This is a genomic window from Streptomyces sp. NPDC050534 (assembly GCF_044457745.1).
Taxonomy (GTDB): domain Bacteria; phylum Actinomycetota; class Actinomycetes; order Streptomycetales; family Streptomycetaceae; genus Streptomyces.
The window spans coordinates 549,809-563,635 of record NZ_JBITHF010000004.1; the positions used below are offsets into that span (position 1 = coordinate 549,809).

The following is a 13,827-nucleotide window of genomic DNA, read 5'->3' on the forward strand; positions in this document are numbered from 1 at the left end:
GGGACCGGGCCTACATTGGTCGTACGTCATCGTCGACGCCCGGAGTCCACCATGCCGGTCACCCATGCCCCTCAGACCGCCGACGTCCTGCGGCAGCAGGATCCCGAGCTGGCCGAGATCCTGCTCGGGGAGCTCGACCGGCAGTCGACGACGCTCCAGCTCGTGGCCGCGGAGAACTTCACCTCGCCGGCCGTCCTGGCCGCGCTCGGCTCGGCCCTGTCCAACAAGTACGCCGAGGGCTATCCGGGCGCCCGGCACCACGGCGGCTGCGAGATCGTCGACGTGGCCGAACGCGTGGCTGTGGAACGGGCGAAGGCCCTCTTCGGCGCCGAGCACGCCAACGTGCAGTCCCACTCGGGCTCTTCGGCCGTCCTCGCCGCGTACGCCGCCCTGCTGCGCCCCGGCGACACCGTCCTCGCCCTCGGCCTGCCCTACGGCGGTCACCTCACGCACGGCTCGCCCGCCAACTTCTCCGGCCGCTGGTTCGACTTCGTCGGATACGGGGTGGACGCCGAGACCGGGCTCATCGACTACGACCAGGTGCGCACGCTCGCCCTCTCGCACCGGCCGAAGGCGATCGTGTGCGGTTCCATCGCCTACCCGCGGCACATCGACTACGCCCTCTTCCGCGAGGTCGCCGACGAGGTGGGCGCCTATCTGATCGCGGATGCGGCGCACCCCATCGGGCTCGTCGCCGGGGGAGCGGCGCCCAGCCCGGTGCCGTACGCCGACGTCGTCTGCGCCACCACGCACAAGGTCCTGCGCGGCCCGCGTGGCGGAATGATCCTGTGCGGCGCCGAACTCGCGGAGCGGGTCGACCGCGCCGTGTTCCCCTTCACGCAGGGCGGCGCGCAGATGCACTCCATCGCCGCGAAGGCCGTCGCCTTCGGCGAGGCGGCAACACCGGCCTTCGCCGCGTACACCCATCAGGTGGTCGCCAATGCGAGGGTGCTCGCGGCCCGGCTGGCCAAGGAGGGCCTGGTCGTCACCACCGGCGGCACCGACACACACCTGATCACCGCCGACCCGGTACCGCTCGGCACCGACGGACGCACCGCCCGCGGCCGGCTCGCCGCGGCCGGAATGGTGCTCGACTGCTGCGCACTGCCGCACGGCGACGCCCGCGGCCTGCGGCTCGGCACGGCCGCGCTCACCACCCAGGGCATGGGGGAGGAGGAGATGGACCGGATCGCCGCCCTGCTCGCGGAGGTGCTGCGCGGCGAGACCGACAGCACGAAGGCGCGTGACGAGGTGCGCGGGCTGACCGGTAGATTTCAGCCGTACCCCGGTTGAGCGGGGGTACTCGCACTCCGGTAAACCTGGGTGCAGCCTGCGTGCACAGGCACGCGTGCAACCATCGTCGCTACCCGGAAGTCCTCACTCATATGCGTCCGTCGCTAGGGTGTGGGGCTGAGATGGCCAGCGAGACCTGTGGGGAAGCCTGTGCGTGAATACCTGCTGACGCTCTGCATCACGGCCGCGGTGACGTACCTGCTGACAGGCCCGGTACGGAAATTCGCGATCGTGGCCGGAGCCATGCCGGAGATCCGGGCCCGTGACGTGCACCGGGAACCGACTCCGCGCCTCGGCGGTATCGCCATGTTCTTCGGCCTGTGCGCGGGCCTGCTGGTCGCCGACCATCTGACCAACCTCAGTGAGGTCTTCGAGAAGTCGAACGAGCCGCGGGCGCTGCTCTCCGGAGCGGCGCTCATCTGGCTGATCGGCGTCCTGGACGACAAGTTCGAGATCGACGCCCTGATCAAGCTCGGCGGCCAGATGATCGCCGCCGGCGTCATGGTCATGCAAGGTCTGACGATCCTGTGGCTGCCCATCCCGGGCGTCGGCAGCGTGGCGCTCACCCAGTGGCAGGGCACCCTGCTGACGGTGGCGCTCGTCGTCATCACCATCAACGCGGTCAACTTCGTCGACGGCCTCGACGGCCTGGCCTCCGGCATGGTCTGCATCGCGGCCGCGGCGTTCTTCCTGTACGCCTACCGGATCTGGTACTCGTACGGCATCGAGGCGGCCGCACCGGCCACGCTGTTCTCGGCGATCCTCATGGGCATGTGCATCGGCTTCCTGCCGCACAACATGCATCCCGCGCGGATCTTCATGGGCGACTCCGGTTCGATGCTGATCGGCCTGGTGCTGGCCGCGGGTGCGATCTCCATCACGGGCCAGGTCGACCCGGACGCGTTGAAGCTGTTCGTCGGGTCCGAGAAGGCGGCCGTGCACCAGACGGTGCCCGTCTACATCCCGCTGCTGCTGCCGCTGACGATCATCGCGGTGCCGACCGCGGACCTGGTCCTCGCCATCGTGCGGCGCACCTGGCGCGGCCAGTCGCCGTTCGCCGCCGACCGCGGGCATCTGCACCACCGGCTCCTGGAGATCGGCCACTCGCACAGCCGGGCGGTGCTGATCATGTACTTCTGGTCGGCGCTCATCGCGTTCGGCGCGCTCGCCTACTCGGTCAACTCGGCGTCCATGTGGATCGTCCTGGGCATCGTGATCCTCAGCGCGGTGGGCCTCGCCCTGCTCCTGCTGCCGCGCTTCACCCCGCGCACCCCGAGCTGGGCCGAGCACCTCGTCCCGCCGCGCTACCGCCGCGGCGCGGTCACCGAACCCGCGCCCGCGGAGGACGCGGCCGAGGAGGAGCGCGCCCCGGTCGTCGCCGGTGTGGCGGGAGTCAACGGAGCGACGGCTGTGAGTGCCCGTCAGCCCCTGGTGGACCGACGGAACGCCGGTACCTCCCGCTGACTTCCGCAAGGTAAGAATCTGACTAGAGCATTGCCAAGTCGTGGGGGAGTAAAGTGCCCCAATATCAGACAAAGCAGCCCTGATTTTGCACAGACGCGCGCTGTCACTCTCATGTGTGACAGCGGGCACACCAAGTAGGTAAAGACCGCATCAAATAGTTTGTGATAGCGTTCACTACCAGTTGAGTGAAGCGCCGAAAGGCCCTGGCGGAACGGTCCTTTGGCCCGAAGCGCCCACACCTCCTCGCGTTAACCTCTGCACTGCACCGGGTCACCGATCGATGACACCCGGTCACCACGTCTCGACCCCCACTTCCGTTGGAGCCGTCCGCATGCAGCCAAACGACGTCCGGATCCTCCGGGGAGCAGCGATCATCGCCGCCCCCGTGGGAATCGTCGCCACCGTTGTCAGCGCGGTCGTCGCCGGTGAGAAGGGTCTGGTCGGCGGGCTGGTGGCCCTCGCGGTGGTCGCCGGCTTCTTCGGACTCGGCTCCGCCGCGCTGATGCGCCTCACGCAGGACAAGCCGCAGGTGGCGATGACCGCCGGGCTGCTCGTCTACACCGTGCAGATGCTGCTCATCGGCATTTTCGTCATCGCCTTCAGCGACACCACGTTGTTCAACGGCCGGGCCTTCGGTCTCAGCCTGCTGGCCACCGCTCTCGCGTGGGTCGGTGGCCAGGTGAAGCAGAGTCTCACCAGCCGCATGCTCTACGTGGACCCCGTGCCGTCCGTGCCTGCCAAGGAGGCGGACCCGGTCAAGGCGGAGTCCCGTGATGCGGCGTAGGGGGCACGTAAAGGCGATACATGCCTATCTGCTATCGTCCGGAAGCGCTTCCGGTGGGGGTTCCTTCCGCTTCTCGAGCGGGGCAGGACATCGCCTCCACGGTCGCTGGCGTACTCGGACCGGGAGCTGTGATCACAGCACGGAATCCGAGCGGCCGGGCCCTCGGCGGATGCGCCCCACGGACTGCGGCGGCACCGTCACACCACCACGTCCCCAGTGCCGATCAGCGGCCTCACCAGCCGCGCTGACACACAAGGTTGCCGTTACTTATGCGTCACGACGAAGGAGTCACGGGTGAGTGCCCACATGCTGCTCGCTGAAAGCGGCTGCCACATCAATGCTGACTGTGCCTTTCCCGCGCCGGGCCTTCACTCGTTCAACTTCAAGCCGATCTTCAGCGTCGGCGGCTTCGACTTCACGAAGCCGATGCTCCTGACGATCATCTGCATGCTGGTCGTGATCGGCTTCTTCGCTGCCGCGTTCCGCAAGCCGAAGCTGGTCCCCGGGAAGCTGCAGCTGGTCGGCGAGATCGGTTACAACTTCGTCGCGCGCAGCATCGCCCTCGAAGTGATCGGCAAGAAGGGCAGCAAGTACGTCCCCTTCCTCACGTCGATCTTCTTCTTCGTGTGGATCATGAACGTGATGTCCATCATCCCGGTGGCGCAGTTCCCGGCGACCTCGCGCTTCGCGTACCCGGTCGGACTCGCGGCGCTGGTGTACGTCACGTACATGTTCCTCACGTTCAAGACGCACGGGTTCAGGGGCGGCGTCAAGAACCTGGTCTGGCTCGACGGTCTGCCGAAGCCCCTCATTCCGCTGATCGTCCTGCTGGAGTTCTTCTCGAACGTGATCCTGCGCCCGTTCACCCTCGCGGTGCGGCTGTGGGCCAACATGTTCGCCGGCCACATGCTGATCGTGATGTTCAGCGTGGCGACCTGGTACCTGCTCACTCCGTCGATCATGTCGGCCGTCGCCGGTGGCTCGTTCCTGCTGGCGCTCGCCATGACCACCCTGGAGGTACTGATCCAGTTCCTTCAGGCGTACATCTTCACGCTCCTCGCCTCGATCTACATCCAGGGAGCGCTCGAAGAGGGTCACTGACCCGCACTGCACCCCTCCCGCATCACCGCCGCCGGGAAGCCCTCCCGGCGGACCGCATCGCACACATCACAAAAGGAAGACAGGGAAATGTCTGCCGAGCTCGTTAACCTTGCTGCCTCCACCGTCGCGGGTCGTATGGGCGCGATCGCCTACGGTCTCGCCGCCATCGGCCCCGGCGTCGGCATCGGTCTGGTCTTCGGTCACTCCATCGAGGCCATGGCCCGTCAGCCCGAGGCCATGCCGATCATCCGTACCAACATGTTCCTCGGCTTCGCGCTCTGTGAGGTGCTGGCGCTGCTCGGCCTGGTCGTTCCCTTCGTCTTCAGCAGCTGACGACCAGTAGCCACTCTCGACGAAAGGTTCAGACATGATGGCCTTCCTGGCTGAGGCGGGGGCTGAGAATCCTCTCATTCCCGACACAGCGGAATTGATCGTCGGCCTGATCTGCTTCTTCATCGTCTTCGGCGTCCTCGGCAAGAAGCTCCTGCCCAACATCCAGAAGACCCTGGAAGAGCGGCACGACGCGATCGAGGGCGGCCTGGAGCGCGCGGCGGAGGCCCAGGCCGAAGCCACGCAGATCCTTGAGCAGTACCGGGCTCAGCTCGCCGAAGCCAGGCACGAGGCCGCACGCCTGCGCCAGGAGGCGACCGAGCAGGGCGCCACGATCATCCAGGAGATGAGGGCGGAAGGTCAGCGGCAGCGCGAGGAGATCGTCGCCGCCGGTCACGCCCAGATCGAGGCGGACCGCAAGGCCGTGGTCGCGGCGCTCCGTCAGGACGTGGGCAGGCTCGCCACCGAGCTGGCCGGCAAGCTGGTCGGTGAGTCCCTCGAGGACCACGCCCGCCAGAGCCGTACGGTCGACCGCTTCCTCGACGGGCTCGAGGAGAGCGCGGCGAAGGCCGAGGCCACGCCATGAACGGAGCGAGCCGCGAAGCGCACGCAGCCGCGCGAGAGCGTCTCGAGGCGCTGACCGACTCCTCGTCGGTCGACGCCGGGCAGCTCGCCGAGCAGCTGGCCGCCGTCACCGACTTCCTCGACCGCGAGGTCGCCCTGCGTCGGGTCCTGACCGACCCGGTGCAGTCCGGTGAGGCAAGGGCCGAACTCGCGCGACGGCTGCTGACCGGACGCGTCGACGGCCCGGCCCTCGACCTGGTCACCGGGATGGTCCGCGCGCGCTGGTCGCGTTCGCGTGACCTCGTCGACTCGGTGGAGGAGCTTGCGGCCACCGCCGACCTGACGGCGGCTCAGCAGGCGAACACGCTCGACGACGTCGAGGACGAGGTGTTCCGGTTCGGCCGGATCGTCCAGTCCAGCGCCGCACTGCGCGCCGCACTGACCGACCGGGCGGCCTCGATCGAGGCGAAGAGCGCGCTGCTGCACAGCCTGCTCGGCGGCCGGGCCAACCCGGTGACCGAGCGGCTGGTCGTGCGCCTTGTGACACGGCCGCGGGGACGTAGCCTGGAGGCGGGCCTCGAGGCCCTGTCCCGGCTCGCCGCGGCACGCAGGGACAGGGCGGTGGCCGTCGTCACCTCGGCGGTGCCGCTCACGGAGGGACAGAAGCAGCGTCTCGGCGCTGCGCTGGCGAAGCTGTACGGACGCCAGATGCATCTGAACCTGGACGTGGACCCCACGGTCCTCGGCGGGATCTCCGTACGGGTCGGTGAGGAAGTCATCGACGGCACGATCTCGGAGCGCCTCGCGGAGGCGTCCCGGCGGTTGGCCGGCTGACGGCCACCCGGCCAACAAGAAGAACAGCGGCCCGGTTGGGTCGTGCAGAAATTGCAGAAGATTGCTGGGGGCCCGCGGCACAGCCGCTGAGGGAAACAGCCCCAGACCCCCAAAGACTTCGGGCCCAACAAGGAGAGCAGGGAACCCAGATGGCGGAGCTCACGATCCGGCCGGAGGAGATCCGGGACGCGCTGGAGAACTTCGTCCAGTCGTACAAGCCGGACGCGGCCTCGCGCGAGGAGGTCGGTACGGTCACCCTTGCCGGTGACGGCATCGCGAAGGTCGAGGGCCTGCCCTCGGCCATGGCCAACGAACTGCTGAAGTTCGAGGACGGCACCCTCGGCCTCGCGCTGAACCTGGAAGAGCGCGAGATCGGTGCGGTCGTCCTCGGCGAGTTCAGCGGCATCGAGGAGGGCCAGCCGGTGCAGCGCACCGGTGAGGTGCTCTCCGTCGCCGTGGGCGAGGGTTACCTCGGCCGCGTCGTCGACCCGCTCGGCAACCCGATCGACGGTCTCGGCGAGATCGAGACCAGCGGTCGTCGTGCCCTTGAGCTGCAGGCCCCCACGGTCATGCAGCGCAAGTCGGTGCACGAGCCGATGGAGACGGGCTACAAGGCCGTCGACGCGATGACCCCGATCGGCCGTGGCCAGCGTCAGCTGATCATCGGTGACCGTCAGACCGGCAAGACCGCCCTGGCTGTCGACACGATCATCAACCAGCGCGACAACTGGCGTACCGGCGACCCGTCGAAGCAGGTCCGCTGTATCTACGTCGCCATCGGTCAGAAGGGTTCCACGATCGCCTCCGTGCGTGGCTCCCTCGAAGAGGCCGGCGCCCTGGAGTACACGACCATCGTCGCCGCCCCGGCGTCCGACCCGGCCGGCTTCAAGTACCTTGCGCCGTACACCGGTTCGGCCATCGGTCAGCAGTGGATGTACGAGGGCAAGCACGTCCTCATCATCTTCGACGACCTGTCGAAGCAGGCCGACGCCTACCGCGCCGTGTCCCTGCTGCTGCGCCGTCCGCCGGGCCGCGAGGCCTACCCCGGTGACGTCTTCTACCTGCACTCCCGCCTGCTGGAGCGCTGCGCGAAGCTCTCCGACGAGATGGGTGCGGGCTCGATGACCGGTCTGCCGATCGTCGAGACCAAGGCCAACGACGTGTCGGCGTTCATCCCGACCAACGTCATCTCCATCACCGACGGCCAGTGCTTCCTGGAGTCCGACCTGTTCAACGCCGGCCAGCGCCCGGCCCTGAACGTCGGTATCTCGGTCTCCCGTGTCGGTGGCTCCGCCCAGCACAAGGCGATCCGCCAGGTCTCCGGCCGGCTCCGTGTCGACCTCGCCCAGTTCCGCGAGCTGGAGGCGTTCGCCGCCTTCGGTTCCGACCTGGACGCCGCGTCGAAGGCCCAGCTGGAGCGCGGTCAGCGCATGGTCGAGCTGCTCAAGCAGCCGCAGTACCAGCCGATGGCCACGGAGGACCAGGTCATCTCCATCTGGGCCGGCACCACCGGCAAGATGGACGACGTCCCGGTCGGCGACATCCGCCGCTTCGAGAAGGAGCTCCTCGAGTACCTGCACCGCAAGGAGCAGGGCCTGATGACCTCCATCAAGGAGGGCGGCAAGATGTCGGACGACACCCTGCAGGCCATGGCCGACGCGGTCGCGGAGTTCAAGAAGCAGTTCGAGACCGCCGACGGCAAGCTGCTCGGCGAGGACGCTCCGGCCGCTGCCGCCAAGTGACGTAAGGAAGGGACCTGACTCATGGGAGCCCAGCTCCGGGTCTACAAGCGTCGCATCCGATCCGTCACCGCGACCAAGAAGATCACCAAGGCGATGGAGATGATCGCCGCCTCGCGCGTCGTCAAGGCGCAGCGCAAGGTGGCGGCCTCCACCCCTTACGCGACCGAGCTCACCCGCGCGGTCACGGCCGTAGGTACCGGTTCGAACACCAAGCACCCGCTGACCACCGAGGTGGAGTCGGCGACCCGCGCCGCGGTTCTGCTCCTGTCGAGCGACCGTGGCCTGGCCGGCGCCTTCAACTCGAACGCCATCAAGGCGGCGGAGCGGCTGACCGCTCGCCTCGAGGCGGAGGGCAAGGAGGTCGACACGTACATCGTCGGCCGCCGTGGCATCGCCCACTACAACTTCCGTGAGCGCACCATCTCGCACTCGTGGACCGGTTTCACGGACGAGCCCTCGTACGCGGACGCGAAGCAGATCGCGGGGCCGCTCATCGATGCCATAGAGAAGGACACGGCGGACGGCGGAGTGGACGAACTCCACATCGTCTACACCGAGTTCGTCTCGATGATGACGCAGACGGCGGTCGACGGCCGGCTGCTGCCGCTCCGCCTTGAGGACGTGGCCACCGAGTCGTCGGCGGCCGCCGGTACGGACGCGCCCGCCAAGGGCGAGCCCCGTCCGCTGTACGAGTTCGAACCGTCGGCGGAGGACGTCCTCGACGCCCTGCTGCCGCGCTACGTCGAGAGCCGTATCTACAACGCGCTGCTCCAGTCGGCTGCCTCCAAGCACGCCGCCACCCGCCGCGCGATGAAGTCGGCGACCGACAACGCGGGAGACCTGATCACCACGCTCTCCCGACTTGCCAACGCGGCCCGCCAGGCCGAAATCACCCAGGAAATCAGCGAGATCGTCGGTGGCACCGCAGCCCTGGCCGACGCGACCGCGGGGAGTGACAGGTAATGACGACGACAGTTGAGACGGCCGTTGCCACGGGCCGCGTCGCCCGGGTCATCGGCCCGGTCGTCGACGTGGAATTCCCCGTCGACGCCATGCCGGAGATGTACAACGCCCTTCACGTCGAGGTGGCCGACCCGGCCAACGCCGGCGAGAAGAAGACGCTGACCCTCGAGGTCGCCCAGCACCTGGGTGACGGCCTGGTCCGCACCATCTCCATGCAGCCCACCGACGGTCTGGTCCGCCAGACCACCGTGACCGACACCGGCACGGGCATCAGCGTCCCGGTCGGCGACTTCACCAAGGGCAAGGTGTTCAACACCCTCGGTGAGGTGCTGAACGTCGACGAGACCTACGAGGGCGAGCGCTGGTCCATCCACCGCAAGGCCCCCGCGTTCGACCAGCTCGAGTCGAAGACCGAGATGTTCGAGACGGGCCTGAAGGTCGTCGACCTTCTCACCCCGTACGTCAAGGGCGGCAAGATCGGTCTGTTCGGTGGTGCCGGTGTCGGCAAGACCGTGCTGATCCAGGAAATGATCATGCGTGTCGCCAACCTCCACGAGGGCGTCTCCGTCTTCGCGGGCGTCGGTGAGCGCACCCGTGAGGGCAACGACCTCATCGCGGAGATGGAAGAGTCCGGCGTTCTGGACAAGACCGCCCTGGTCTTCGGCCAGATGGACGAGCCCCCGGGCACCCGTCTGCGCGTCGCGCTGGCCGGCCTGACCATGGCCGAGTACTTCCGTGACGTCCAGAAGCAGGACGTGCTGTTCTTCATCGACAACATCTTCCGCTTCACGCAGGCCGGTTCCGAGGTCTCCACGCTGCTCGGCCGTATGCCGTCCGCGGTGGGTTACCAGCCGAACCTGGCCGACGAGATGGGTCAGCTGCAGGAGCGCATCACCTCGACGCGTGGTCACTCGATCACCTCGATGCAGGCGATCTACGTCCCCGCGGACGACCTGACCGACCCGGCCCCGGCCACCACGTTCGCCCACCTCGACGCGACGACGGTTCTCTCCCGTCCGATCTCCGAGAAGGGCATCTACCCGGCCGTGGACCCGCTGGACTCCACGTCCCGCATCCTGGACCCGCGCTACATCGCGCAGGACCACTACGACGCCGCCATGCGCGTCAAGACGATCCTGCAGAAGTACAAGGACCTCCAGGACATCATCGCGATCCTCGGTATCGACGAGCTCGGCGAGGAGGACAAGCTCGTCGTCCACCGTGCCCGTCGTGTGGAGCGCTTCCTGTCCCAGAACACCCACGCCGCCAAGCAGTTCACCGGCGTCGACGGGTCGGACGTTCCGCTGGACGAGTCGATCGCCGCGTTCAACGCGATCTGCGACGGCGACTACGACCACTTCCCCGAGCAGGCGTTCTTCATGTGCGGTGGCCTGGAGGACCTCAAGGCCAACGCCAAGGAGCTGGGCGTCTCCTGACCCCGGTGTCCGTGGCTTGAGGGGGCGGGCGCGTCCCGCCCCCTCTGCCACGCCTACTAGACTTGTAACCAACACCCGGCGAGAGCGCCGGGTGGTGACCCGAGGAGCCACCCTTGGCTGCTGAGCTGCACGTCGAGCTGGTCGCTGCCGACCGCCAGGTCTGGTCCGGTGAGGCCCGCCTGGTCGTCGCTCGCACCGCGTCCGGCGACATCGGCGTCATGCCCGGTCACCAGCCGCTGCTCAGCGTGCTGGAGTCGGGCCCGGTGACCATTCGTACGAGCGATGGTGGAACGGTTATCGCCGCGGTGCACGGCGGTTTCATCTCGTTCGCGGACAACAAGCTGTCGCTGCTGGCGGAGATCGCCGAGCTCGCGGACGAGATCGACGTCCAGCGGGCGGAGCGGGCGCTCGACCGCGCTAAGTCGGACGCCGACGCCTCCGCCGAGCGTCGCGCGGACGTACGACTGCGTGCGGCGACGACGAGCTGAACCCGCGCGGAGCGTGATGACGTCACTCAGCCGCGGTCGGAACCGGAGCAATCCGGGGCCGACCGCGGCTGAGGCAGATCTGGATGTTTTTTCCGTTCCGTTACCTGTTTTCGGTACCTAGGAGACGAGGAGGTCGGTGTCGATGGTCCTCGCTCTGACTGTGTGCGGAATCGTCGTGGCCCTGGTGGTGGTGGGGCTGTTCGTCTTCGGCCTGCGCCGCAGACTCATCCAGCGCTCGGGCGGCACCTTCGACTGCTCGCTGCGCTGGGGTGTCCCGGAGAAGGCCGACACCAGCGGAAAAGGCTGGAGCTACGGCGTCGCCCGCTACAACGGCGACCGCATCGAGTGGTACCGCGTCTTCTCCTACGCCTACCGCCCGCGCCGCACCCTGGAGCGCGCCGCGATCGAGGTCGCGGGCCGCCGGCTCCCCGAGGGCGAGGAGGAGCTGGCGCTGCTCTCCGACGCTGTCATCCTGACCTGCCTGCACCGGGGCACGCGTCTCGAACTCGCCATGAGCGATGACGCGTTGACCGGGTTCCTGGCCTGGCTGGAGGCGGCTCCGCCCGGTCAGCGCGTCAACGTCGCCTGACACACCGGATTCGGGGAATCGGCCTGACCGACCACGACGGTGGGCGGCTCCGGGCTCAGACTCACCGTGACGTGCAGCGGCAGCGCGGCCAGGACGGCCGCGACCGCGGTCCCTGTGAACACCCCTGTTGCCGCAACCCTGTTGGGCCTGTTGGTCCTTCGACTCGTTCGGTTCCCCCGTGACATCTCATCCCCCTGGTCGCGCACTTGCACTTGCTGGCTGAGATGTACATCTTTCCCGGTCACCGGGCGTCCCCCACCTGCCGTTCGGACCAGCCGCGAAGGGCCGAACGTCCCCTCGCAGTGCACGCCGGGGGCGTGCGGGGGGCGTGCAGGGCGGGCAAAAAGCCCGCCGCGGACGGCCCGAGGGCCACCCGCGGCGGAGGTGGGGCGGAGGGAGCGGTGATCAGCTCATTCCGCTGCTGATGGCGCTCACCAGCTCGCCGTTGCTGGTGTCACCGCTGAACTCCCAGAAGAACGCGCCGCCGAGGCCCTGGGTCTTGGCCCAGCTCATCTTTCCGGCGATGGTCGACGGGGTGTCGTAGGACCACCAGTTGCTGCCGCAGTGCGCGTACGCCGTACCCGCGACCGTGCCGGTCGCCGGGCACGACGTCTTGAGCACCTTGTAGTCCTCGATGCCCTGCTCGTACGTGCCGGCCGCCGGGCCCGTGGCCGTGCCGCCCGGGGCGTCCTGGGTGACGCCGGTCCAGCCGCGGCCGTAGAAGCCGATGCCGATGAGCAACTTCTTCGCGGGTACGCCGATCGCCTTGAACTTGGCCATCGCGTCGGCCGTGGTGAAGCCGGCCTTCGGGATGCCGGAGTACGAGGAGAGCGGGGAGTGCGGGGCGGTGGGGCCCTGCGCGTCCCAGGCGCCGAAGAAGTCGTACGTCATCACGTTGTACCAGTCGACGTACTGGGCGGCGCCCGCGTAGTCCGCGGCCTCGATCTTGCCGCCCGCCGAACCGTCGGCCGTGGTGGCCGCCGTGACGAGGTTGTTCGAGCCGAACTTGGCGCGCAGCGCGGACATCACGTTCTTGAAGGCCGCGGCCCCGCTGGTGTCGCAGGACAGGCCGCAGGCGTTCGGGTACTCCCAGTCGATGTCGATGCCGTCGAACACGTCGGCCCAGCGCGGGTCCTCGACCAGGTTGTAGCAGGACTGCGCGAACGCGGCCGGGTTGGCCGCGGCCTGGGCGAAGCCGCCGGACCAGGTCCAGCCGCCGAAGGACCACAGCACCTTGATGTTCGGGTACTTGGCCTTCAGCTCACGCAGCTGGTTGAAGTTGCCGCGCAGCGGCTGGTCCCAGGTGTCCGCGACGCCGCTCACCGACTGGTCTGCGGTGAACGCCTTGTCGTAGTCGGCGTACGAGTCGCCGATCGCGCACTGGCCGTTGGTGACGTTGCCGAAGGCGTAGTTGATGTGCGTGATCTTCGCGGCCGAGCCCGAGGTCACCAGGTTCTTGACGTTGTAGTTGCGGCCGTAGATGCCCCACTCGGTGAAGTAGCCGAGCTTGACCTTGTCGCCGGTGGTCGGGGGCGGGTCGGTGGTGCCGCCGGTCGTGTGCACGGCGACGGCGCCGCTGACCGGACCGGTCTGGTCGGCGGTGTCACGGGCCTGCACGGTGTAGGAGTAGTCGGTGCCGGCGGTGAGGCCGGTGTCCGTGTACGAGGTCGTGGTGACCGTCGAGACCGTCTTGCCGTCGCGCAGGACGTCGTAGTTCTTGACGCCCTTGTCGTCGGTGGCCGCGCCCCAGGAGAGCTTCACCGAGGTGTCGGTGACGGAGGAGGCGGTGGGGGTGCCCGGCGCGGTGGGCGCCGCGTCGCCGGGGACCGTGGTGCCGTCACAACTGTCGCCGTTCAGCTTGCAGTTGGACGGGGAGCCGGAGCCCGCGCCGTTGAAGCCGAAGGAGACCGAGGCGCCGGGGGCGAGGGTGCCGTTGTAGGACTTGTTCTTGGCGGTCCAGTGGGTGCCGGAGTTCGTGACGTCCGCGTCCCACGCGGAGGTGACGGACGTACCGGAGGGGAAGTCCCACTCCACGGTCCAGGAACTGATGCTGCTGCTGCCGGTGTTCTTGACGGTCCACTGGCCGCCGAAGCCGGTGCCCCAGTCCTGGGTCTTGGTGTAGGTGGCGGTGGCGTTCGTCGCGGCCTGTGCGGGGCTCGCGAGGCCGACCAGACCGGCCAGGGGGAGCAACAGTGTCGCGAAACCTGCCGCGGCTCTGTGTCTGAAGCGCATGCTGCGC

At 68.2% G+C, this 13,827-nt stretch carries 13 protein-coding genes; 12 read left to right on the forward strand and 1 reads right to left on the reverse strand.

Annotated features, from left to right (window positions below; genetic code table 11):
* Positions 1-51 precede the first annotated feature (51 nt).
* The 12 genes from glyA to ACIBN2_RS16915 all read left to right on the forward strand — a co-directional run bounded on the left by glyA (position 52) and on the right by ACIBN2_RS16915 (position 11,588).
* The gene (gene glyA, locus ACIBN2_RS16860) at positions 52-1,293 is read left to right on the forward strand and encodes a serine hydroxymethyltransferase (protein WP_399135146.1); all 1,242 of its coding nucleotides are present in this window, start codon (positions 52-54) and stop codon (positions 1,291-1,293) included.
* A gap of 150 nt (positions 1,294-1,443) precedes the next feature.
* A complete protein-coding gene (locus ACIBN2_RS16865; RefSeq protein WP_399135148.1) occupies positions 1,444-2,757 on the forward strand; it encodes an MraY family glycosyltransferase in 1,314 nt (437 codons plus the stop codon).
* Between the two features lie 331 nt (positions 2,758-3,088).
* Positions 3,089-3,541 carry a hypothetical protein gene (locus ACIBN2_RS16870; RefSeq protein WP_393870138.1) on the forward strand — a complete coding sequence of 151 codons (453 nt, stop codon included), beginning with the start codon at positions 3,089-3,091 and terminating at the stop codon, positions 3,539-3,541.
* A 294-nt stretch (positions 3,542-3,835) separates the two neighbouring features.
* Positions 3,836-4,642, forward strand: coding sequence for a F0F1 ATP synthase subunit A (gene atpB, locus ACIBN2_RS16875; protein ID WP_399135150.1), 807 nt, complete (start codon positions 3,836-3,838; stop codon positions 4,640-4,642).
* An 87-nt stretch (positions 4,643-4,729) separates the two neighbouring features.
* Positions 4,730-4,975, forward strand: coding sequence for an ATP synthase F0 subunit C (gene atpE, locus ACIBN2_RS16880; protein ID WP_232652291.1), 246 nt, complete (start codon positions 4,730-4,732; stop codon positions 4,973-4,975).
* Positions 4,976-5,009: 34 nt separating this feature from the next.
* Positions 5,010-5,558, forward strand: coding sequence for a F0F1 ATP synthase subunit B (locus ACIBN2_RS16885; protein ID WP_399135151.1), 549 nt, complete (start codon positions 5,010-5,012; stop codon positions 5,556-5,558).
* Entirely contained in the window at positions 5,555-6,370 is an 816-nt protein-coding gene (locus tag ACIBN2_RS16890; RefSeq protein ID WP_399135152.1) for a F0F1 ATP synthase subunit delta, read from the forward strand. The genes ACIBN2_RS16885 and ACIBN2_RS16890 overlap by 4 nt, the downstream gene beginning before the upstream one ends.
* Positions 6,371-6,519: 149 nt before the next feature.
* Complete coding sequence (atpA, locus tag ACIBN2_RS16895; protein ID WP_128801917.1) at positions 6,520-8,112, forward strand: F0F1 ATP synthase subunit alpha; 1,593 nt, start codon at positions 6,520-6,522, stop codon at positions 8,110-8,112.
* 21 nt (positions 8,113-8,133) lie between these two features.
* Positions 8,134-9,075, forward strand: coding sequence for a F0F1 ATP synthase subunit gamma (locus ACIBN2_RS16900; protein ID WP_399135153.1), 942 nt, complete (start codon positions 8,134-8,136; stop codon positions 9,073-9,075).
* Positions 9,075-10,511: a F0F1 ATP synthase subunit beta gene (gene atpD / locus ACIBN2_RS16905; protein WP_399135154.1), complete on the forward strand. Its 1,437-nt coding sequence runs from the start codon at positions 9,075-9,077 to the stop codon at positions 10,509-10,511. The genes ACIBN2_RS16900 and atpD overlap by 1 nt, the downstream gene beginning before the upstream one ends.
* 113 nt (positions 10,512-10,624) lie before the next feature.
* A complete protein-coding gene (locus ACIBN2_RS16910) occupies positions 10,625-10,999 on the forward strand; it encodes a F0F1 ATP synthase subunit epsilon (RefSeq protein ID WP_399135156.1) in 375 nt (124 codons plus the stop codon).
* Between the two features lie 142 nt (positions 11,000-11,141).
* Complete coding sequence (locus ACIBN2_RS16915; protein WP_399135158.1) at positions 11,142-11,588, forward strand: DUF2550 domain-containing protein; 447 nt, start codon at positions 11,142-11,144, stop codon at positions 11,586-11,588.
* Between the two features lie 405 nt (positions 11,589-11,993).
* Here ACIBN2_RS16915 and ACIBN2_RS16920 read toward each other — a convergent pair whose 3' ends face one another.
* Positions 11,994-13,820 (reverse strand): glycosyl hydrolase family 18 protein, encoded by a 1,827-nt coding sequence (locus ACIBN2_RS16920; protein WP_399135159.1) that lies wholly within the window; start codon positions 13,818-13,820, stop codon positions 11,994-11,996.
* Between the last annotated feature and the right edge of the window lie 7 nt (positions 13,821-13,827).